Genomic DNA, 22,487 nt, shown 5'->3' with positions numbered 1-22,487 from the left:
GGGCAACTCATTCGCTCGCGCCGGAGACCATGGAAAGACTCCAGAAGTCGGCGTACCGGCCGCCGCGACGCAGCAACTCGTCGTGGCTGCCCTCCTCGGCGAGCTGTCCGTCATCGATGAAGACGACGCGATCGGCGCGTTGGACGGTCCGCATCCGATGCGCGACCATGACCACCGTCCGACCTGCCATCAGACGTTCGATGCCATCGTGGACGGCCGCCTCGTTCACCGGATCGAGCGCCGAGGTCACCTCGTCGAGCAGCACGATCGGTGCGTCCTTCAGCAGTGCCCGCGCGATCGAGACCCGCTGACGCTCTCCGCCGGATAGCGACGCGCCGCCCTCGCCGACATTCGCGGCCCATCCACCGGGCAGCCGCTCGACGACCTCGTCGAGCCGCGCGGCGGTCGCCGCCGCCCGCACCTCGGCGTCGCTGGCGTCGGGCCGACCGAGTCGTACGTTCTCCTCGATCGTGCCGTCGAAGAGGTAGACGTCCTGGAAGACGATGGCGATCTGTGCCATCAACACGGCCGGGTCGATCTGTCGGACGTCGACACCGCCCACCCGCACCGCCCCCGACTCCGCGTCGTAGAACCGGGCGATCAGCTGGAGCAGCGTGCTCTTGCCTGCGCCGGACGGACCGACGACGGCCAACCGCTGCCCCTGCGGCACCGACAGCGACACCTCGTCGAACACGGTGCGATCGCCGTGGCGGAACGTGACCGCGTCGAACTCCAGGTCGAACCGCTGTGGCCGGACCGGCTGGTCCGCTTCGGGCAGCGGCTCGGTACGCAGCACCTTGTCGAGCCGGTCCAGCTCGGCGCGGGCGGTACGCAGCTTGCCGCCGATGTCGGACAGGGACAGCAGCGGGTCGGCGCTTCGGGCCGCGAGCACCAGAATGGACAGCACCTCCGCGGCACCGAGGTCGCCGTCGAGCGCGAGATAGGTCCCCAGGACCAGCACGGTGGTGAAGACGGCCTGCACGATGACCGTCAGACCCACCGCGCCGGGCAGCACCGACATCGTCTGCCGGCGGGAGGCCCGCTCCACGCCCTGCAACGCGTCGTCGAGCAAGCCGAACCGCTCGCCACTGCGCCCACCGGCCCGCAGCACCGGCTGGGCCTGGAGGTACTCGATGACCCGGGCGCTGGCCTCGTTGTTGCGCGCGGCGTTGTCGGCGTCGTTGGCGGCCATCAACCGCGCGGTCCATCGCTGGGTCAGCACCACGAGCGGCGCGGCCACCAGCGCGGCCAGCCCGAGCTGCCAGTTGAACACCGTGATCACGGCAACGATCGTCAGCGGCGTCACGCAGGCGGAGATGAACGGCCCGAGCAGGTGCGCCGACACGCCCATCGCCGCGAGCAGACCGCGGCTGGCCATGACCGACACCTCCCCCACCCGGGCGGCGTTGTACCAGCCGATGGGCAACCGGGCCAGGTGTTCGCCCAGGCCGTGGTACATGCCCCGCAGCATCGTGGTCCCGACGCGCATGCCGGACAGATCGCTGACGTACCGCAGCACCGCGTAGACCGCGACGGAGACTCCGAACGCGATCAGCCACGGCCAGGCGTCCGACGGGGTGTCCCCGAATAGGGCCCGCAGCACGGGCAGCAGCAACGCGTAGAGCAGACCCTCCAGCACGGCGGTCACCGTCATCAGGGCGACCGTACGACGCATCGGCTTGGCGTACTCGTCGCCGAGCACCCGCAACAACATTCTGATCATCGGGAAAGGTCTCCTTGCAGTGCACCAGCGCGGGCTTCGCTGTCGTCGGCGACGGCCGACTGCTGGGTCCGCCAGAAGGCGGCGAACTTTCCGTCCCGGGCGAGCAGGTCGGTCGGTCTGCCCTGCTCGACGACCGCTCCGTCCTCCAGCATCACGACGAGGTCGGCGTCGGCGATGGTCTCCAGACGGTGGGCGATGACCAGAACGGTCCGGTCGCGCAGCGTCGCCAGGGTCTGTCGTACCGCCTGGTCTGTCTGCGGGTCCGCGAAGGCGGTCGCCTCGTCCAGTACCAGCACGGGCGTGTCGGCAGCCAGGGCACGCGCGATGGCGATGCGTTGCGCCTCACCACCGGAGAGCTTGACCTCCTCGCCGATCACGGTCTCGTAACCGCGGGGCAACGCGAGTACGCGGTCGTGGATGTGCGCCAGCTGGGCGGCGCGCATCACGTCCTCGGTGGTCGCGTGCGGAACCGCCAGCGCGATGTTGTCCGCGACCGACGCACGCAGCAGCCGGACGTCCTGGAGGACGAAGGAAACTCGACGGTAGAGCTCTCGACTGTCGATGTCGCGCAGGTCGACGCCACCGAGGCGCACCGAGCCGTCCGTCGGGTCGAAGAACCGGGGCAGCAGTTGCACAAGCGTGGACTTTCCGCTGCCGGACGGCCCGACCACCGCGGTGAGCGTGCCCGGTTCCAGTGTCAGGTCGATCCCGCGCAGCACCTCTGGGCCGTCGTCGTCGTAGCTGAACCGGACGTCCCGCAGCTCCACCCGATTGTCCTGTGGGGTGGCCGGACGCGCGGGCTGCGGCAGCGTCCCCACCCCGAGGACCTCCCGGATGCGGCTCACCGCACGGCCGGCTGCCTGCATGTCGTCGAAGCCGTGGCCGAGGGCCGCGACCGGAGCGGTCAGCCCCAGCCCGAGCAGCAGGAAAGGGAGCAGGTCCACCGCGGCCATGTCGCCGGCGGTGATCCGCACCGTGCCGCCGATCAGGACCACCAGCAGCACGAAGGGCGGCGACAGCGCCAACTGCATGCCGGCGGCGACGGCGGAGACGCCGCGTACCCAGCGGGTGAAGATGTCGACGAACTCGTCGGCGGCGGTGAGGAACTTGCGGTGCGCACGCTCGGAGCCGCCGAACGCCTTGACCACGGCGATGCCCTGCACGAACTCGACGACGGAGGTGGCGATGCGGCCCATCGCCGCGTCGAAGTTCTGCTGCTCGCGGGTACGCGCCGGAGTCATCAGCAACGGAACGTGCGCGATGGCCAGCACCACGGGGATCAGGGTGATAAGGGTGAGCCGCCAGTCGACGGTCAGCAGGTAGACCAGCGACACCAACGGCACGACGAAGGCGGAGACCAGTTCGCCGGGAGCGTGGGCGATGAACGGGTGCACGGCGGCGACGTCGTCACCGACCACCTTCGCCAGCTCGCCGCTGCGGCGGCGGGAGAGCCAACCGATGGGCGCCTGACCGAGGCTGCGGGCCAACGCCCGGCGCAGCGACAGCTGCACCTTGCCGTCGAGGACGTGACCGAGCCCCGACGACGCGCCGGTGAAGACCAGTCGGACGAACAGACCGATCGCGCCGAGGATCACGAAGGTCCATACCCGGTCGGTGTCAACCGGACCGGGCGACAGCAGGGCGCGCCCCAGCTCGATCACCGCGAACAGCGGTGCCAGACCGGCGACGGCGCCGATGACCTGCAGGACCACGACGACCGCGAAGCTCGGGGCATGGGCGCGCAGCAACGGCCCCGTGTTCACCGGCTGCCGTCCCGTGGGAGTGCCTCCCGATGACGGCGTGGACTGCTCTCCTGCCTCAACGGAGTGGGTCGCACTCATCGCTCTCCCGTCCCTATTTTCAAACACGTTCGAGAATTACTCTACCCCGAACCCATCCACCGAGCTACCGTGAACCGGCATGCCGCGAATGAACAGGTTGTGGCGCGCCGCGGAGATCGGTGACCACCAGCGGGTCACCCGGATCCGGGGCAGCCACCTCGGGATAGCCGAGTGCCTCGGTCAGCTCCTTCCAGGCGGTCGCGACGGCCAGGTGTCGCTGGCCGCCCCGCAACGGGTCCACGCCCGCGTCGATCCGGTCGCGCAGGTCGTCGAGGGCGGTCAGCACACCGTCCCCCCACAGCTCACGCACCACGCCCGACCAGGTGGGTGTCTCTGCCGGGCCCACGTAGTCCGCGGTGGGTCCGAGCACGTCCGACCACCGCGTGTCGGTGGCCGCCGCGCCCGTGAGGAAGACGCCCGCCGGATCCGCCGGGGTACGCAGCACCGGATTCCACAGCACCGGACCATGGGTGTTGGCCAGCATCAGGTTGCCGGCGTCGGTGCCGACGGTGACCCGGTGCAGCAGCAAACTCGTGCTGTCGTCGCCCGCCTGCAACCGGTTCTCCACCCGCAGCGTCAGCGGTACCCCGGCGACCTGCCCGTCCACGCTGGTCAGCGGCCGGCCGGTCCGGCTGCCGACAGCCGCCAACGACCACGGCCGCAGCCCGTCGAAGACCTCGGCGAGGATGTCCAGCAGGTCGAAGCAGACCTGCACCGCACACACCGCGTCGACGAAGACCGGCTTGCGCAGCCGGACCAGCGTGCGGGCAGCGGCGATGAACTGTCGGACCGGCTGCACATGCGGGTAGAAGGTGTTGACCACGTACTGGGCCCCGGCGCGGCGCGCCGCCCGCAGGCAGTCCGCCAGCTCCGCCGGGTGCACCGGATGTTCCTGAAGAACGTGGATGCCCCGGTCGAGCAGTGCCTTGGCCAGCTCGACACCCGGCCCACCGCCGACCGCGGTCGACACCACGACGCAGGCGGCGTCGATGTCGCGGGGCAGGTGGGCGACCGAGGAGTACAGCGGGACGCCGTACTCCTTCGCCAACGCCACCGACCGGGTGCTGCCCCGGGCCAGGATGCCGGCGAGTTCGAACCGCGCCGGGGCGCGGGCAATTGCCGACAGGTAGACCTGGCCGAACCGCGTTCCGCACACGACGACGCGCATCGGGCCCAACGCAGGGCCGCTCACCGGCGAGCCTCCAACGCCGCGAGCACCGTCGCCACCTGCGACGGCTGGAGACAACTGAAATGGTCACCAGGGACGTCGACGACCGTCAGTTCACCGAGACAGACCTCCGGCCAGAAGCGGGTCGCCTCGGCGCCGGCCCCCGGCAGCAGATCCCCGACCACCGTGGGCCGCAGGAGGGTGACGTCTGCGGCGTAGGGCTCGGGTTCGTGCCGCGCCACCGCCCGGAGGGTCCGCACGAAAAGGGTGTGGGCCGCCGCCACCCGCTCCGGGCCACCCCACGACGGGTCCCGGTCGGCGACAGCCTGATGCAGCTGGGCACGCCTTTCGGCGGTGGGGCGCCGCCCGAGGGCGCAGAACCGCTCGGCGACCGCGGTCAACTGCTCGTCACCGGTCAGTCGTCCGAGCGCACCCGCCGGCACCACTCCCGGCGAGTCCGCCAGCACGGTCATGATCGCCCGGTCGACGACCGCCTCGTCGACGGCCCAGCCGAGGGCCGCCGGGTCGACGCCGGCCGCCCGCGCGAAGGCGTAGTCCTGTATGAGTTCGTCGTCCACCCGGTACGGAACGCGGTGTCCGGACAGGACCGTCAGTCGCACCGTCGTCCCGGCCTCGCTCAACGCCCTGGCCAGTTCCAGGGCGATCGAGGCACCGAGGCAGTAGCCGATCAGCTCGACGTCGTCGAATCCGGCGGCCCGGATCTCACCCGCGTAGCGTACCGCCAGGTCCTCGACCAGGGTGGCGTCGTCGATCTCGCCGGTCGCGCCGCTGTCCGGCGCGACGAGGCCGAACACCGGCCCGCCCGCGCCGAGCCCGCCGGCCACCGCCCGCAGCGCCGTGAGGGTGCCCGTGCCGTCGTGCACGAGCAGCCGCACCGGCCCCTGGGCCGCGCCGCCGAGCGGGACCAGTGACGACCGTCGCGCCGTGGCGGCCGCCACCGGCTCCGGCGCCGGCTCCGACGCCAACCGCGCCGCCAGGCCCGCGACCGTCGGCTCGTCGAGCAGGGCGCGCAGCAGTACGTCGAACGGGAACCGGGCGGCCTCGGGCAGCTGTTCACGCAGTTGCCCGACGAACCGCGCCGCCAGCAACGAGTTGCCGCCCGCGTCGAAGAACCCCAGCTCCCGGCTCGGCGGCGGACCGCCGAGCACCTCACCCCACAACTGGGCGAGGTGCTGCTCGACGCCCGGACGTGGCGGTTCGGTCCGCCCGGCGGGCACGGCGGTCGGCGTGGGCGTCGACTCCAGCAGCCGCTTGCGGTCGACCTTCCCGTTCGCGGTCAACGGCAACGCCTCGACGACACGTACCCGCGCGGGAACCATGTACGCGGGCAGCCGCTCGGCCACCCACGCGACGACCTCGGCGGGCTCGACCGTGCCGGGCGGTCGCTGCGGCACCACGAACGCGACGAGCGCGCGTTCGAGCGTGTCGTCGCCGGACGCCAGGACCACGCAGGTGCTGACCGAGGGGTGCTCGCCGAGCACCGCCTCGATCTCGCCCAGCTCTATCCGGTGGCCACGGATCTTGACCTGCTGGTCGGCCCGGCCGAGGAACTCGATCTCTCCGTCGGGAAGGTACCGACCCAGGTCACCGGTGCGGTACAGCCGCTCCCCCGTCTCCGGGTGGCGGATGAAGCGCTCGGCGGTGCGCGCCGGGTCGTTGAGGTAGCCGTCCGCCAGGCCGACACCCGCGATGAACAGTTCACCGGCGACCAGATCGGGGCGGTCGCGCAGCGCGGCGTCGAGCACGTGGAAGCGTTGGTTCGCCAACGGCAGTCCGTACGGGATGCTGCGCCAGTGTGGATCGACCGTCCGGATGCGGTGGTAGTTCGACCAGATCGCCGCCTCCGTGGCCCCGCCCAGGCTGACCAGTTCGGCGTCGGGCACGTGCCGTGCGGCGTGTCCCGGCAGCGACAGCGGGATCCAGTCTCCGGACAACAGCGCCAGACGCAGGCTGGACAGGGCCGTGGGTTCCACGTCCAGGTAGTGCATCAGCATCTGCAACTGCGCGGGAACCGAGTTCCACAGCGTGACACCGTGGGCGGCCACCATCGCCGCCCAGTGTGACGGGTCGCCACGCCGCGCCGGGTCGGGCAGCACCAGCGCGGCGCCACGGGCGGGCGGGCCGAACAGGTCGTAGACGGACAGGTCGAAACTCAACGCGGCGAGCCCGAGAACCCGGTCGGAACCGGTGACGTCGAAGCGCTCGTTGATGTCGTGCACCGTGTTGGTGGCGGCCCGGTGGCTGATCATCACACCCTTGGGCGTCCCGGTCGAACCCGAGGTGTGCATGACGTAGGCCAGTCCGGTCTGCTCCGGCCCGGAGTCGGTCGGGATCTCCGACAGCGGCACCGGCGGCGCGCCGGTCACATCGACGCCGGCGACCTCGGCCGGCAGCGTACCGACCGACGCGCCCGCGACGACCGCGAACCGGGCGCCGCTGTCGACGAGGATGCGGTCCCGGCGCACAGCGGGCTGACCGATGTCCACGGGTACGTAGACGCCGCCGGCGAGGAGCACGCCGAGCACACCCACGACCTGCTCGCACGACTTGTCGATCAGGACGCCGACGAGGTCGCCGGGCCGGCATCCCGCGACGCGCAACCGTTCGGCGACCCCGGCCGCGCGGGCCAGCCAGTCACCGTAGGTCATCGACCCGGCGGCGTCGATGACCGCCACCCGGTCCGGATGCTCGCGCGCGTAGGCGACCAGCGGCTCGTGCAGCAGGCCAGCCGGCACGGGCGCGTCGGTCGCGTTCGCGGCGGTCCGGCGGGCTCGTTGCGGGCTCGGCAGCGGCTGCGGATCGACCGCAGCCCACGTGGTGTCGTCGGCGGCCAACTGGTGCAGCAGGTGCACGAACGCGGCGAACATCTCGTCCACCACGTGTTCGGGGAAGACTCCCTCCCGGACATCCCAGTTCATGTCGAGGCCACCGAACTGGTCGCCCACCTGGCAGTCGATCCACACCTGCGGGGTCTGGCTGACCCCGTACACCGGCCTCGGCTTGCGGCCGGCCACCGACGGTTCGCCGCCGCCGACCCCGATCGCGCCGGTGAACACCACCGGCAGCACCGCCGCGGCGTCGCGGCCGCGACGCCGGGCGAGCTCGCGCAGCACCTCCACGCCGCTGAACAGCCGGTGGTCGAGGTCGTCGAAGACCCGCTCGCCGAGGGCACGCGCCCGGTCGGCGAAGCTCGTACGCCCCGGGCAGTCCACGGCGAGCACGCTCAGCGAGGTGAAGTCGCCGAGCAGGTGGTCGACGTGCGGATGCAGCGGCATCCGGTTGAGTACCGGCAGCCCTACGCAGAAGCGGTCGTTGCCGCTCCAGCGACCGATCGTCTCCGTGTAGGCGGCCAGCACGGCGTTTGCGGGGGTGATGCCGTGTCCGGCGGCGCGCGCCTTCAGTGACCGCCACACCCGGTCGTCGACGGTGGCCGCCAGGCGGCGGAACCGCGCCGGTGCGGTGACCGGGTCATGGTCGTCGCGCAGCGGGAGCGCCGGGGCACCGGGCAGTTCGTCGACGCGCGCGAGCCAGTACGCGCGGTCCCGGCTGTACCGGGAGGTGTCCCGCAGCCGACGTTCGGCGAGGACGTAGTCCCGGAAGGTGGCCTCCAGCGGAGGCAGGACGCAGTCCGGCTGCCGGTAACGGCGGTCGAGTTCGGCCAGCACACGTTGCAGGCTGAGCCAGTCCAACGCCATGAAGTCCACGGAAACGTGCAGCACGCTACGGTCGGCGGCCAGGGTGAGGCGCAGCTCGTACATCGGCCGCTCGCCGGTGGGGTGCACCCGGTGCGACAGCTCGTCGCGCACCCCGACGATCGTCTGTCGTACGGCGTCGGCCGGCGCCCCGCGCAGGTCGGTCACCGTGAGGCCGGTGCGCGGTGGCGCGGGCAGCACCCGCTGGGAGCCGTCCTCCTGGATGACCGTCCGCAGGGCGTCGTGGCGGCGTACCAGGCCGTCCCACGCCTGCCGCATCCGCTCCGGGTCGATGTCCGCCGGGTACTCGAACTCCTGGTAGAGATGGCAGGAGACGCCGCCGTAGGCGAAGGCCGGGTTGCGTCCGAAGAGATAGGCCGACTGGATGTCGGTCAGCGGAAAGGGCTCGTCCCGCGCCTCCGGTTGGTCCCGCCACACCGGGTCGAGCTGCTCGGCGGCGTTGCCGGTGGTGTCGGACATGCTGGCCAGCAGCTCGGCCTTGCTCTGCCGCAGCCGGGTGAGCAGTTCGTCGGTCATGCTGCCGCGGGGAGCACGGAACCGCAGCTGCTGGCCCTCCCGCCAGACCCGGATGCCGGCGCTGGCGAACTCGTCGAGCAGGTCGCTGGCGTTCACACCGCACCCTCTTCGAAGTCCTCGGTGGTGTCCCAGCCGGCGGGGCTCGTGCCACCCGTCGCCTCGCGCAGCTCGTCGATGAGCGCGCTCAGGCCGGCGACCGTCGCGGCCCGCATGACGTCGCGCATGGGCAGCTCGACGCCCCACGCCCCCCGTACCTCGGCGACGAAGCGGGTGGCGAGCAGGCTGTCGCCGCCGAGCCGGAAGAAGTTCTCGTCGCGACCCACGGCGTCCAGACCGAGCAGCTTGGCCCAACGGTCGGCGACGAACGCCTCGGTGCCGCCCCTCGGCGGGGCGCCCACGTCGCGTGGACGGTCGACCGCCTGTTCGAGGACCACCTGGATCCGTCGCCGGTCGACCTTGCCGTTGGCGCTGAGCGGCAGCGCGGGCAGCACGGCGACGTGGGCGGGCACCATGTGCTCGGGCAGCCGCTCCTCGGCCCACCGGCGCAACCGGTCCGGGTCCACGCCGCCGGTGGTGGCGGCGGGCCGGTCCGCGGTCAGCAGGATCTCGCCGGTGGCCTCGGTGCGCAGTACCCGTACGTCACTCAGCCCCGCCGCGCTCAGGGCGCGCGTCCAACGCTCTGGGCCGTGGAGCCAGCCGGCCGGCCCGTCACCGTCGAACCGGCCGGCCCGCGCCTCGAGCGGCAGCGCGGTCACCAGGGCCAGCGGCGTCGGGTGGGCGCGTTCGAGCAGGTACAGCCGGCCGCCGGCGGCGAGCAGGAGACCCATGGTCACCGCCGCCGTCTCCGGGTCGGACATCCGGTGCAGGACGTTGTTCGCCACGACGGCGTCGAAGGTGTGTACGTGTGGTGCGGCGATGGCGTCTGTACCCTGCACCGCGACCCGGACGCGGTGCCCGCGCTCACGCAGCGACGCCTCCGCCTTGGCCAGGGTCGGCCGGGCGGCCCCGAGCAGCGTGTACTCGGCCGCGTCTCCGGGCAGTGCCGCCAGCAGCCGAGCCGTGCCGCGGCCGCTGTCGGGCTGCCACTCGGCCACCACGCGCGGCGCCGTGCCGCCACGTCCCGTCAGGTCGTGCGCGATGGCGGCGAGACACTCGGCGGTGGCGGGCATCAGGTCGTTGAGCGCCTCCGGGGCCAGTACCGGGTCGTCCAGCAACGCGGTGGCCTCGGCGGCACCGGACAGGATGGCCGAGTAGAGCGGCGCGGCCCACTCCAGGGCGGTCGTGACCGGTGCGAGACGGGTGCCGATCGTGTTGTCCCGGATCCGCTTGACCCACCGCGCGTCCGTGACCTCGGCCCACCTCGGCCCAGGCGCGTACCCGTCGGGTGTGTCGGACAGGACGTCACGGTGCGCCAGATAGTCGAGCCAGACGTCCACCACCGGCCGTTGCACGGCGCAGACCGTGGACGGTGGGTCCGCCGGCTCGATCAGCGGCGCGACGACCTCGGCCAGCAGGACCTCGACCAGCTGATGTTCGAGCAGCAGCGGGTCTTCCTCGGCCGCGCCGATGACAGGTGGCAGGAATTCGTCGCCCGGTCGCCCGCTGCCGCGCTCGACGACCGGGAGACCGGAATCCGGCGCGGGCCCGCGCTCGACCACGGCGGCGACCACCTCGCGTCGGCCTTCGGTGACCACGACGGCGACGGCCTGAGCGACCTCGGGGTGCGCCTGAAGGCAGGACTCGATCTCGCCCAGCTCCACCCGGAAGCCGTTGATCTTCACCTGGTGGTCGAGGCGGCCCAGGAACTCCAGGTTGCCGTCGGGCCAGTACCGGCCCAGGTCACCGGTGCGGTACCAGCGCTCGCCATCCACCACCGGGAAGCGGGCCGCGCTCAACTCGGTGTCGCCCCGGTAGCCAAGCGCCACCCCGGCGCCGCCGATCCACAACTCGCCGGGCACCCAGTCGGGGCAGTCCCGTCCGCGGCTGTCCACCACGCGGAACTTCTGGTTCCGCAGCGGCGTGCCGTAGGGGATCGAGCGCCAGCCGGCCGGCACCTCGACGACCTCGAAGGAGTTCGACCAGATCGCCGCCTCCGTGGCACCACCGAGCGAGATGAAGCGGCACCGTCCGTCGGTCGCGCCGGCCAGTCTGCCGGGCAGGTCGAGCCCGATCCAGTCACCGGAGAGCAGAGCGAGGCGCAGCGTGTCCGGAAGGTGGGCGTCGTCAGCGGCGGTGAGCAACATGTCCAGCAGGGCGGGGACCGTGTTCCAGATGGTCACGCCGTGCCGGCGACACAACCCCAGCCACTCGGTGGCGTCGCGCCGGCCCGACTCGGGTACCAGCACCGCGGCGCCGCCCACCGCGAGCAGCCCGAAGATGTCCCACACCGAGAGGTCGAAGTCCAGCGCGGACACCGCCAGGACCCGGTCTGCCGGGCCAAGGTCGAACCGCTCGTTGATGTCCTCGACGGTGTTGACCGCCGCGCGGTGGGTGAGCTCGACTCCCTTGGGCAGGCCGGTCGAGCCCGACGTGAAGATCACGTACGCGGGGTCTTCGGGGTCGGCGGGCACCGGAGCGTCCAGCGGGTCGGCCCGCTCGGCGGCGTCGATGGTGAGGATCTCGGCAGCCACGTCGGCCGGGCCCAGCAGCCCGCTGCCGTCGAGGACGATCCGGGCACCGCTGAGTTCGAGGATGCGGGCCCGTCGCTCGGCGGGCTGGTCCACGCCGATCGGGACGTACGCCGCGCCGGCGGCGAGCACGCCGAGCACGGCCACGATCTGCGGTACGCCCTTGGGCGCCAGGACGGCCACGTACGACCCGCGGCCCACTCCGCGCCGGGCCAACGCCCCGGCGACGCGCAGGGCACGCGCGGCGAGTTCGTCGTGCGCCAGCGCCCCCTGCTCCCCCCACAGCAGCGCGGGCCGCCCGGCCCGGTCACCCGCCTCGGCGAAGAACCGCGTGTGCAGGAGGTTCTCGGTCATCGCCCGGGTCGACGAGTTGACCGCCGCGCGCGTGCGCCGCGATGCCGCCGGCAGAGCGATCTCCGGCAGCGCGCCCGTCCAGGCACCTGCGGCCAGCGCACGGACCAGCGTCTCGTACGCCGACATCATCTCGTCCAGCATGCCCTCGGGAAAGAGCGACTCGACGGCGTCCCACACCAGGCGTACGGTGCCGTCGCTGGTGCGGTAGATCTGGTGGTCGAGCCAGATCTGCGGAGTCTGGGAGATCATCCATGTCGGTTCGCCGAACCGGGCGGCGAACTCCTCGGGGATCAGCGGCGCGGACAGGTCCACGGAGAACACCACGGGCGCCGTGCGGGGCGACTCCGGGTCAGCGCGGGTGAACTCGCGCAGCACATCGACGCCGGTGTACGCGGCGTGCCCGATGTCCTCGTGCATCTGCTTCTGGAGGGTGCGCGCGCGGTCGGCGAAACTGTCGCCGGAGAGGTCGACCTCCAGCAGCACCAGGCCGGAGAAGTCGCCCACCAGCCGGGGCATCTCGGGATGCACGTCGAGGTCACGGTCGAACAGGGGAAGACTGAGCAGGAAGTGCTCGTCCCCACTCCAGCGGCTCAGGACCGTGGCGTACGCGGTGGCCAGCACCGCCGCGGGGGTCAGTCCCGCCTCGCCGGCCCGGCGCTCCAACTCCTGCCACTGGTCCACGGTGAGGTCGAAGAACCGACGGGCGAAGCGCTGCACGGTGACCGCGTCCGGATCGACCGCGAGGGGCAGCTTCGGCCCGCCGGGCAGCGCCGGCAGCCGCCGCTGCCAGTACGGGCGGGCGCGATCCCGTTCGGTGGCCCGGTTGCCGGCCTGCTCGGCGAGGTACCGGCCGAAGGTGTAGCCGACCTCGCCGAGGGCCTCCGGGTCGTCGTAGAGGACGACCAGCTCCGACAGGATCACTCGGAAACTGGCCAGGTCCACGGCCAGCAGATCCACGTTGAAGTGCAGCCGGTCCACCCCGTCGGGTAGCCGGGTGAGCTGCACGTCGATCACCTCACCGCGGCCGACCTCCAGGATGCGGTGCGAGAGCCGGTCGCGCAGATCCAGCGCCGCGGCCGCCGCGTCGCCGGCGGGACGGTCGCGGAAGTCGTGCACGGTCAGGCCGGGCCACACCGGCTCGGGCAGGATCTGCTGGGTCGCATCGTCGGCGAACCGTGCCCGCAGCATCGGATGGCGGGCCAGCAACGCCCGGACCGCCCGTTCGAGGCGCCGCGCGTCCACTCCGGTCGACTCGAACTCGAGGTAGTTGTGGCAACCGACGCCGCCGAGCGCATGGTCACCCGAGCGGCCGAACAGGTACGCCTGCTGCACCGGGGTCAGCGGGAAGGCCCGGTCCGGGTCGTGGCGGGTGACGTCGGCGGGTCGCGGGGGCGCTGCCGACTCGGTCGCGGTCACGGTGGGACCGACCAGGCCGACCCAGGCCGACAGCCGCGGGTCCGTGGCCAGCTGGGTGAACGTGACCTCGGCACCGGCGCCGTTGAGCCGGCTGGTCAGTCGCATCAGGTGCAGCGACTGCAGGCCCAGTTCGAACAGGTTGCTGTCATCGTCCGCCGTGGTCAGTTCCATGCCGAGCAGTTCGGACACCGCAGCGCGCAGGGCGTCCCGATCCGTCCCGGTGCCGCAGTCGGTGTTTTCCGCCACCATTCTCAAGCTCCCTTGCGCGCTATCGACTCCGCTGCGGATTGTTCGGTTCGAAAGTGTCGACGGGCGGGATGTGAGATTGATGTCAGGCGAACCGGCGACATCAGCGCCGACACCTGGCCCCGACCCTAACAGCAGCCCGCAGCACCGAGCAATCTGTTGCCACCCGGCGGGTGGCCGTGAATATCGTGGTCTCCGTCATGAGAAATGCACACCGGATCGACTACCGGTCCGCGCCGATCAGCTCGGTAAGCGAGTCACCCAGCATTGTGCCGCGGACGCCGAGATCGAAAGCCAGGTCGAAGTGGTTCCGCGACGGCACGACGAGGTCGACCACCTGACCGCCGCCGGCCCGGACGGCGTCGACGAACTCCGCATGCTGCCTGCCGAACTCGTCGGTCTCGTGCTCCCCCCTCGCGACGACCAGCGGCGGCAGCGGCGCCGGCAGTCGATGGATCGGGCTGTAGGCGTGGGCCGTCTCCGGGTCCAGCCCCAACGCCTCGTTCACGTATGTCCGACGGACCGGCTCCAGGTCGTAGACGCCGCTGAGCAGGACCGCACCCGCCACCGTCCGATCGGGACGGTCTCCGTACCGTCGCCAGCCGGGCCCGTCGAGCAGCGACATGGCGGCCAGGTGCGCCCCGGCGGAGCACCCGCTCAGGTAGATCGATCCGGGGCTCGACGGCAACTGGTCGGCGTTTCGGCAGATCCAGCGGACTCCCTCGGCGACCATGTCGACGATCTCCGGAAGCCGGTACGCGGGCGCCAGGCCGTAGCCCAACGCCGCGACGGAGATTCCTCGCGGCACCAGGTCCAGCGCCATGAAGGCCGATTCGAGTCGGCTCAACTCCTGCCAGTAACCACCATGGATGAACACCAGCAGCGGACCGCCCGGTCCGGCCGCCGGGAAATAGTCGAACAATTGCTCTTGTCGCGGCCCGTAACGCACACCGGAACGCACTTCGAGTCGGTTCCGGGCCAACGCGCTGCGTTCGGCGTACTCACGCAGGAAGACATTGATGTCCGCGACGCAGGAACTCGGCGAGTACTGAATGTCCAGGGTTCGTTGGTCGTAGGTCAGATACACGTCTTTTTCGCTTCCGGGCCGAAACGGTCGCTGCTGAACCTTCACCACCTTCCCCTGCGGTCGACCGACCGCAGGGGAAGGTGTGCGTACGACGCGGTCGGAAGGTTCACTGGTTGGCGCGCATGGCGGCGAAGTACTCGTTCTGGGTGGGCAGCTCCTGGACCAGTTTCTCGGCCTTCACCCGGATGCGCTCGAACTCCGCCAGGGCCGCCCGCTCGTCGGCCAGCTCGACGGCCGGCGAGTGCCGCACGTCGATTCCGCCCGTGCCCAGCAGGATGCAGTTGTACGAGTAGGGCGGCAGACCGTGGTAGTACGGGTAGATCGACTCCGAGTCCGGCACCTTGTGCTGCCAGATCTCGATCCGCTCCGCGAGCGCGTCGGGGATCACCCGGGTCTTGGTGTCCTTCCAGTACTGGTTGTCCACCCGCTTCGCCCCCCGGTAGTGCAGGCAGAGGAACTCCCGCACGCCGTCCATGACGTGGGTGATGGACCTGTTGTACTGCTCGCGCAGCAGATCGTCGCCGAGCCCGGACGGGAAGTACTTGACCATCTGTTCGATGGCGTGGTGGATGAAGAAGATGCCGGTCGACTCCAGCGGCTCGACGAAGCCGCTGGACAGGCCGACCGCGACGCAGTTCTTCACCCACGACCGCTGGCTGCGTCCGATACGCATCCGGATGTGGTTCGCGGGCACGTCGGCCGTCTCGGGGCCGACGAACTCGCGCAGTACCCGCTCGGCCTCCTCCGGGGTCGCGTAGTCGCTGGCGTAGACGTACCCGGTGCCGATCCGGCTGATCAGCGGGATCGTCCAGATCCATCCGGCGTCCTGCGCGGTCGCGGTCGTGCACGGCCGCAGCGGCTTGCTCTCCATGTCCAGCGGCACCTGGAGAGCGACAGCGCTGTCGTTGGGCAGGGTGTCCTGGTAGGACACGAACGGTTCGCCGAGGGCCTTGTTCAGCAGCAGCGCCCGGAAGCCGGTGCAGTCGACGAACAGGTCGCCGGCGATCTCGCCGTGCTCGGCGGTACGCACGTGTGAGATGAACCCCTGATCGTCGAGCGCCACGTCGACGACGTTGTCGACGACGTGCTTGACACCCCGCTGGGTGGAGTAGCCGGTCAGGAACTTCGCCAACAGGTGCGCCTCGAAGTGGTACGCGTAGGGGATCTGCGCGCCCTGGTACTCCGCGATCGTCGACCGGGCCGACGTCTCGTCGCGGGTCTGCTCGACGAAGCCCTGGTCCACCAGGCTGCCGTCGAGATACCGGGGCGAACGCTCGGCATCACACAGCGACGCCATGACGAAGCAGTCCTTGTCGAACCGCGAGGTCGTCGGGTAGCGCAGCCACCAGTCACTGAGGGGGAACCCGTCGACCGAGGCCATCTGCTCGAACGGGTGGTAGAAGTGATGGCCCGGCTCGCGCCAGTTCTCGAACCGGACGGCCAGCTTGTACGTGGCGTTACAGGCGGGCATCCATTCGGACTCCTCCAACCGCAGGAACTCGAAGAAGTGCCGGATGTCGCTGAAGGTGGCCTCGCCGACCCCGATCGTGCCGACGGTGGCCGACTCGACCACCGTCACGTCGATCCGGTCACCGAAGGCTGCCGCCAGGTACGACGCCGTCATCCAGCCGGCCGTACCGCCACCGACGATGACGACTCGCTGTGTCCTGCCGGGGTCGCGCGTGCTCTTGGCGGCGGCACCACTGACAGTCATTGCGGTTCCTCCTTGTACCCGATAACCCGGGACTCGACGAATGTGTCTGCTTCGGCTCAGTTCTTCACGACTCCGCCGTTGAGCCCCGGCGCGAAGACCTCCGGGAACAACGTCCGCTCGGTCGACCGCCACAGGTAGGCGGCACCGGCTGATCCGGCCGTACCTCGGGCCGCGCCGAGAAACTGCTCGGCCAGCTGGGCGTGCCGCGCACGCCATGACCGCACCGCGTCGTCGAAGTCCGCCAGCGCGGCGCGGACCCGCTCGGCCGCCCTCAGGCCACCGTCGGTCCGGACGCGGTCGCGGTACTCGACGAAGGCGCGCGACAGGGACTGTTCCTCGGACCGGGCGACGAGCCGGGCCCGCTCCCCCGGGGTGAACCCGGGTGTGTTGAGAAATCGCGGATCCCGGGCCCCGCAGAGGAACTCGATCTCCCGATACTGTGCGGACTGGAAGCCGCTCGACGAGCCGAGGGTCGCTCGGATCTCGTCGAACGACTCGGGTGTCAACGTGCTCAGCACGTCGAAGTGTCCGCTGAGCACCCGCATCGCCGCCGGCAGTCGGTCGATGTGCGCGGCGGCGACGTCCGCCCGGTCGCGGGTCAGCGCGTCCCGGGCGGACTCGACGTGTCGCAGGATGACCGCGAACCACAACTCGCATGCCTGGTGGGCGGCGAAGAAGAGGGTGCGGTCCGGCTCGTCGCGTACGCAGGCGATGTCGAGCAGCTCGTCCAGTCTGAGGATCTCCCCGTACGCGCGGTCGCGCCGGGTGTCCGTCGGATTGGTCATCGGTGTGCAGGCCCTCCTCAGCAAGGTGCCGGGACGGTGGCTCAGCGGTGCTGAAGCTCCCGCCGCCCCGCGCGCAGGGCACTCTTGTCGATCTTGCCGACGGGCGTACGGGGCAGTTCCGGCACCACGACCAGTTCGTCGGGCAGCTTGTACGGCGCCAACCCACGGTCGCGGATGTGCTCCCGGATCGTGCGCAGCGACAGCGTCATCGCCGCCGCCTCCGCCTCGGCGGTGAGCACCACGAACACGCAGATTCGTTCATCGATGGCGTCGTCGGGGATGCCGACGACCGCAGCGTCCCGCACCGACGGGTACGTCAGCACATGGCCCTCCACCTCCTCGGCGGAGACCTTCTCGCCAACGTGGTGGATGATGTCCTTGAGCCGGCCCTCGATGACGATGCGCCCGTCCTCGGTGAGCTTGGCCAGGTCACCGGTCCGGTAGAAGCCGTCGGTGGTGAACGCCCGGCGGTTGTGCTCCGGCGCGGCGAAGTAGCCACGGATCGTGTACGGGCCGCGGGTGAGCAACTCACCGGTCACCCCGGCCGGAAGCTCGCGATCCTCGGGGTCGACGATCTTGACCTCGTCGTCCGGACAGATGGGCGTGCCCTCGGTGGTGTAGACCACCTCCAGCGGATCGTCGAGGCGGGTGTGGGTGATCAGCCCCTCGCCGATGCCGTAGACGTTCATGATGCGGCACCGCAGGCCCGACCTGACGCGTTCGACCGCTGCTGGGCTGAACTTCGAACTGCCGACCTGAAGGGTCATGCCGCTCATGTCCACCGGCATGGTCTGTGCCGCCTCGGTCCACAGTAGGGCGAGTGCGGGCACCAACGCGGTGTGGGTGACGCCCTCCCGAGCGATCAACGGAAAGACATGGTCCGGGCTGGGGTTGGCAGCCAGGACGGCCTTGCCGCCGACGAGCAACGCGCCCAGTACGCCGGGACAGCCGAGCGCGGCGTTGTGCGGCACCGGGTTGGCCGCCAGGTAGACGCTGTCCGCGCCGAAACCGGTGACCTCGGCGCACGCGAAGATGTTGTAGGCGTAGTCGTCGTGGGTACGGGGAATCAACTTCGGCACGCCCGTGGTCCCGCCGGAGAGCAGCAACAGGGCGACCTCGGCAGCGTCGACAGGTGGCAGTTGCCTCGGCTCGGCGCTGGCCAGTTCGGCCAGCGAGGTGAACTCGGCGCTGTCGCCGGCGATCACGACGTGCCGCACGCTCGGCACCTCGGCGCGGACCTCGCGGGCCAGCTCACGGTGGTCGAACCCCTGGAACCGGTCCGGGCCCAGGTATGCCACAGCATTCGCGGCACGAGCCAGGTGAGTGATCTCGTCGCGGCGATGGCCGGGCAGGGCCAGCACCGGTATCGCGCCGATGCTGAACACCGCCAGCAGGACCGACAGGAATTCGTTGACGTTGGGCAGGTGCAGGACCAGGCGGTCACGACTGCCGATGCCAAGGTCGAGCAGCCCCGCGGCGATCCGGTCGGCCTCGTCCGCCAGCTCCGCGTAGGTAACGCGACGGGTGACATCCACCGCGGCCACCTTGTCCGGATGGCGGCGGACGCTGTCGTCGAAGAGCTGCCGAAGGGAGAAACCCCGCCAGTAACCCGCCTGTCGATAGCGTTCGGCGACGTCAGGCGGCCAGGGCACGAACCCGTCCAGCATCTGTCTGTCCTCCTTTGGTGCGGCGCTAACAGATTCCGGTAGCAGCCCAGAGCCCGCGTCGCACCCGACAGAGCCTTGACAGATTGTCGGGATGGACGGGCCGACTCGGTGACGCTCGATGTCGTGAGCCGAACACGGAGATCCGACCGTCGGTGGGTACGGACGCTCACCGGCGTCGACGAGCCCACCACGCGGCTGGTCTGCTTCCCGCACTCCGGAGGCACGGCTGCCGTCTACCGCCCCTGGTCCCCGCTGGTGCCAGCCGGCGTGACCCTGCACGCCGTGCAGTACCCGGGCCACGCCGATCGGCTTGCCGAGGAACCCGCCGGCAGCATCGCCGAGATGGCCACGCAGGTGGCCGCGGAGCTGCTGCGGATGCCGCCCGCCCGGTGTGCGCTGATCGGACACAGCCTGGGCGCGCTGGTCGCCTACGAGACAGCGCGGGTGCTGCGGGACAACGGCAGCCCCGTGCACCACTTGTTCGTCTCCGGCGCGGCCGGGCCGCGGCTGGCGGGCGGCGGCACCATTCACCAACTCGGTGACGAGGAGCTGTGGTCGGCGATCGTAAAGCTCGGCGGGATCGAGCCGGAGCTCGCCGACCAACCCGAACTACGCGACCTGCTGCTGCCAGTGCTCCGATCGGACATCACCCTGCACGAGACCTACCGGCCCGCGCCGGACGCCGACCCACTGGACTGCCCGGTCCGCAGCTACTACAACACGGAGGACCCGCTGGTCGACGCCGACCAGGTCGCCGCGTGGGCCGCGGTCAACGAGCGCGAGTTCAGCATGCGCGCCTGGCCCGGCGGCCACTTCCGGTTGCACACCCATCCGGAGGAGCTGGTCGCCGACGTGGTGGCGACCCTGCTGGGAAGCGGTGTGCGGCGGTGACCCTCGACGGCAGGTCGGTCGTCGTCACCGGCGCCGCCACCGGTATCGGTCTGGGCATCACCGAGTGCCTCGTGAAGTCGGGCGCGCACGTGACGATCGTCGGCCGTCGCGAGCAGCCGTTGCGGGACCTGGCGGAGCGGTACCCCGCCGCCGTGACTGTGGTGGCGGCGGACGTGTGCGCGCCGGGCACCGCCGACCGGGTCGTCACCGTCGCCGCGGAGACCTACGGTGGGCTCGACGCGGTGGTCAACAACGCCGGACTGGCCCGGTTCGGCCCGATCGACGCACTCGATACGGCGTACCTCGACGAGATGTTCGCGGTGAACGTCCGCGCGCCAGCCGACCTGATCCGGTGCGCGCTGCCGCTGTTGCGGGTCAGCAGAGGCAGCGTGGTAAACGTCTCCTCGGTCGGCGGCGTCCTGTCGATGCCGGGACGTGCCTACTACGGCGCGACCAAGGCGGCCCTCAACAGCCTCACCCGGTCCCTGGCCCGCGAACTCGCACCGGACGTACGCGTCAACGCCATCCTTCCCGGGCCGGTGGACACCCCGATGTGGACCGACACGGGGCTGGACGACACCGGCATCGAACGGCTGCGGACCGACCTGGTCGCGTCGACCCCGATGGGACGTTTCGGCGACCGCGCGGAGATCGGCCAATGGGTCTGCACGCTGCTCGACCCGGCGCTGTCGGGCTGGGTGACCGGCGCGCTGATACCCGTCGACGGCGGTCGCACCGCATGAGACCCGCCCAGTCAGCACCAACCCTTCACTGAACAGAGGTGGTCAGAGCGTGAGCCCCGAGATCTCGTCCGCTGCCAGCTTCATCCCCTCCTCGTGTCTGCACACCATCTTCCGCGCCGCGCAGGAGTCCGAGCGGCGAACCGGCGCCGAGGTGGTGAAGCTGCACGTCGGGGACCCGTACTTCCATCCTGCGGGGAATGTCGCCGACGCGTTCGTCGACGCGGTGCGGCGCGGCGACACCAAGTACACCGGCCCCGATGGGCTGCCCGAGCTGCGCGAGGCGGTGGTCGAGAAATTGCGTACGGACAACTGTGTGGACACCGTGGTCGACCGGGTACTCGTCACACCGGGCTCCTGCGAGGGGCTCGCCGCCCTGTTCCAGACCCTCACCGAGCCCGGGGCCGAGATTCTCCTGCCAGAGCTGCACTGGCCGGTCCACCTGCAGCAGAGCCTGCTCGCCGGACTCCGGCCGGTGCTCTACCCGCTGGGGCCGGGTTTCCGACCCGAGGTCGAGCGGATCGCGGCCGCCGCCAGCCCCCGGACCAAGGTGTTGCTGATCAACTCGCCCGCCAACCCCACAGGTGTGGTGCTGGACCCCGGTGAGATCACCGCCCTGCTCGACCTGGCCCGCGCGCGGGGCTGGCACGTGGTCAGCGACGAAGCGTACGAGCACTTCTGCTACGAGCGCGAGCACCTCTCCGTCGCCTCGCTGGAACGCGACGTCCCGGTCGAGGAGCGCATCGTGCACAGCGTCTTCAGCTTCTCCAAGAGCTTCGCGATGACCGGCTACCGGCTGGGGTACGTCGCGTTGGCCAACGATCGTGCCGCCGACGTCATGCGGGTGGTCCAGGAGGCGAACATCATCGGCACCAACACCCCGGTGCAGCACGCCGGGGTGGCCGCGCTGGCCAGCCGGTCCGACGCCGCCGCCACCAACCGCAAGCTGGTGCAGCGTAACCGCGACGTGGCCCTGCCACCGCTGGTCAAGGCCGGACTGCTCAACGAGCTGCCGGCCGGCGGCTGGTACGCGATGCTGGACGTGGCCCGGACCGGACTGGACGCCGAGACGTTCGCCCTGCGACTGCTGGAGCGCAAGGGCGTCGCCGTGGTCGCCGGCAACGGGTTCGCCATGCGTCCCCAGCTCGACGACCAGGGCCACATCCGCGCCCACGACTACGCCCCCTGGGCACGGCACCTGGTCCGCGTGGCGTTCTGCGTCGATCCCGGGTGGCTGGAGACCGGGGTACGCAAGATCCTGGAGTTTGTCGACGAGTGCGGCGACGACGGTCACCACTCCGCCGAATGAGCCGGTGCCCTGCCGTCGGGCCAGCACCTGGCCGGCAGGTACGGCAGTCCGGAAGACTCCCTGTGCGTTCGAGCGAGGAGGTGGGCACGCCATGCCGGAGCCCGTGACAGGCACCGTCGCGCAGCCACTGGTCGACCCGGCGCAGTTCCGTTCCCTCATGGCCACGCACCCCGCCGGGGTCGCCGTCGTGACGACCACGGCGACGGACGGTGCGCCATGGGGTATGACCTGTTCGTCGGTGTGCAGTGTCGCGCTCCAGCCGCCGACCCTGCTGGTGTGTCTACGCGCCGCGAGCCCGACGCTGGCGGCACTGCTCGACGTGTCAGCCTTCGCGGTCAATCTGCTGCGCGACCACGCCGAGCCGGTCGCGCAGCTGTTCGCCTCCGGCGCCCCGGACCGGTTCGAGAAAGTCTCGTGGATCCCGGATCCGGAGTCCGGGATGCCCCACCTGATCGACGACGCCCACACGGCCGCGGACTGCCGGGTCAGCAATGCCCTGCCCGTCGGGGACCACGTCGTGGTCTTCGGGACGGTACTGCGGGTACGCACCCACGCGGTCGCCCCGGTCAGCCCGCTGCTGTACGGCATGCGGCGGTACTGGTCGCTGGCCGTCACCCCGGACCCCGAACGTGGCGGGCCCGACCTCGACGGCCGACGGTGAACGAGTCC

Annotated in this window: 13 protein-coding genes; 4 read left to right on the top strand and 9 right to left on the bottom strand. The window is 70.9% G+C overall.

Translation table 11 applies throughout. The features are described 5' to 3' along the window. Nucleotides 1–7: 7 nt before the first annotated feature. From Vse01_RS09115 to Vse01_RS09075, 9 genes are all read right to left on the bottom strand, one after another. Nucleotides 8–1,723: an ABC transporter ATP-binding protein gene (locus Vse01_RS09115; RefSeq protein WP_093406791.1), complete on the bottom strand. Its 1,716-nt coding sequence runs from the start codon at nt 1,721–1,723 to the stop codon at nt 8–10. Beyond that, nucleotides 1,720–3,486: an ABC transporter ATP-binding protein gene (locus Vse01_RS09110; RefSeq protein ID WP_204019240.1), complete on the bottom strand. Its 1,767-nt coding sequence runs from the start codon at nt 3,484–3,486 to the stop codon at nt 1,720–1,722. Before Vse01_RS09110 ends, Vse01_RS09115 begins: the two co-directional genes overlap by 4 nt. Nucleotides 3,487–3,628: 142 nt before the next feature. Then, a complete protein-coding gene (locus Vse01_RS09105) occupies nt 3,629–4,732 on the bottom strand; it encodes a Gfo/Idh/MocA family oxidoreductase (RefSeq protein WP_093406796.1) in 1,104 nt (367 codons plus the stop codon). Between the two features lie 20 nt (nt 4,733–4,752). Next, nucleotides 4,753–9,078 carry a non-ribosomal peptide synthetase gene (locus Vse01_RS09100; protein ID WP_093406798.1) on the bottom strand — a complete coding sequence of 1,442 codons (4,326 nt, stop codon included), beginning with the start codon at nt 9,076–9,078 and terminating at the stop codon, nt 4,753–4,755. Continuing rightward, nucleotides 9,075–13,625 carry a non-ribosomal peptide synthetase gene (locus Vse01_RS09095; protein WP_204019239.1) on the bottom strand — a complete coding sequence of 1,517 codons (4,551 nt, stop codon included), beginning with the start codon at nt 13,623–13,625 and terminating at the stop codon, nt 9,075–9,077. Before Vse01_RS09095 ends, Vse01_RS09100 begins: the two co-directional genes overlap by 4 nt. 223 nt (nt 13,626–13,848) lie before the next feature. Next, the gene (locus Vse01_RS09090; protein ID WP_093406803.1) at nt 13,849–14,712 is read right to left on the bottom strand and encodes an alpha/beta hydrolase; all 864 of its coding nucleotides are present in this window, start codon (nt 14,710–14,712) and stop codon (nt 13,849–13,851) included. A gap of 106 nt (nt 14,713–14,818) precedes the next feature. Next, nucleotides 14,819–16,426, bottom strand: coding sequence for a tryptophan halogenase family protein (locus Vse01_RS09085; protein ID WP_093406806.1), 1,608 nt, complete (start codon nt 16,424–16,426; stop codon nt 14,819–14,821). A gap of 56 nt (nt 16,427–16,482) precedes the next feature. Continuing rightward, nucleotides 16,483–17,211, bottom strand: a complete 729-nt coding sequence (locus tag Vse01_RS09080; RefSeq protein WP_093406808.1) for a tryptophan 2,3-dioxygenase family protein — start codon at nt 17,209–17,211, stop codon at nt 16,483–16,485. Between the two features lie 41 nt (nt 17,212–17,252). Continuing rightward, a complete protein-coding gene (locus tag Vse01_RS09075; protein WP_093406811.1) occupies nt 17,253–18,878 on the bottom strand; it encodes a (2,3-dihydroxybenzoyl)adenylate synthase in 1,626 nt (541 codons plus the stop codon). Between the two features lie 123 nt (nt 18,879–19,001). Between Vse01_RS09075 and Vse01_RS09070 the strand changes: the two genes are divergently transcribed. The 4 genes from Vse01_RS09070 to Vse01_RS09055 all read left to right on the top strand — a co-directional run bounded on the left by Vse01_RS09070 (nt 19,002) and on the right by Vse01_RS09055 (nt 22,479). After that, nucleotides 19,002–19,769 carry a thioesterase II family protein gene (locus Vse01_RS09070; protein ID WP_170863491.1) on the top strand — a complete coding sequence of 256 codons (768 nt, stop codon included), beginning with the start codon at nt 19,002–19,004 and terminating at the stop codon, nt 19,767–19,769. Then, the gene (locus Vse01_RS09065; RefSeq protein ID WP_093406816.1) at nt 19,766–20,512 is read left to right on the top strand and encodes an SDR family NAD(P)-dependent oxidoreductase; all 747 of its coding nucleotides are present in this window, start codon (nt 19,766–19,768) and stop codon (nt 20,510–20,512) included. The genes Vse01_RS09070 and Vse01_RS09065 overlap by 4 nt, the downstream gene beginning before the upstream one ends. A 49-nt stretch (nt 20,513–20,561) precedes the next feature. Continuing rightward, complete coding sequence (locus tag Vse01_RS09060) at nt 20,562–21,818, top strand: pyridoxal phosphate-dependent aminotransferase (RefSeq protein ID WP_232511315.1); 1,257 nt, start codon at nt 20,562–20,564, stop codon at nt 21,816–21,818. A gap of 91 nt (nt 21,819–21,909) precedes the next feature. Next, on the top strand, nt 21,910–22,479 hold the full coding sequence (locus tag Vse01_RS09055) for a flavin reductase family protein (RefSeq protein WP_093406821.1): 570 nt from the start codon (nt 21,910–21,912) through the stop codon (nt 22,477–22,479). Nucleotides 22,480–22,487 lie beyond the last annotated feature (8 nt).

It is taken from the genome of Micromonospora sediminimaris, from assembly GCF_016863575.1.
Lineage (GTDB): Bacteria > Actinomycetota > Actinomycetes > Mycobacteriales > Micromonosporaceae > Micromonospora > Micromonospora sediminimaris.
This window is presented reverse-complemented; position numbering and strand designations above follow the sequence as displayed.

Bases quoted from the DNA above. Each gene is read 5' to 3' on its own strand.
- Vse01_RS09105 (WP_093406796.1), bottom strand. From the start codon at position 4,732: ATGCGCGTCGTCGTGTGCGGAACGCGGTTCGGCCAGGTCTACCTGTCG.
- Vse01_RS09085 (WP_093406806.1), bottom strand. From the start codon at position 16,426: ATGACTGTCAGTGGTGCCGCCGCCAAGAGCACGCGCGACCCCGGCAGG.
- Vse01_RS09080 (WP_093406808.1), bottom strand. From the start codon at position 17,211: ATGACCAATCCGACGGACACCCGGCGCGACCGCGCGTACGGGGAGATC.
- Vse01_RS09115 (WP_093406791.1), bottom strand. From the start codon at position 1,723: ATGATCAGAATGTTGTTGCGGGTGCTCGGCGACGAGTACGCCAAGCCG.
- Vse01_RS09055 (WP_093406821.1), top strand. From the start codon at position 21,910: ATGCCGGAGCCCGTGACAGGCACCGTCGCGCAGCCACTGGTCGACCCG.
- Vse01_RS09075 (WP_093406811.1), bottom strand. From the start codon at position 18,878: ATGCTGGACGGGTTCGTGCCCTGGCCGCCTGACGTCGCCGAACGCTAT.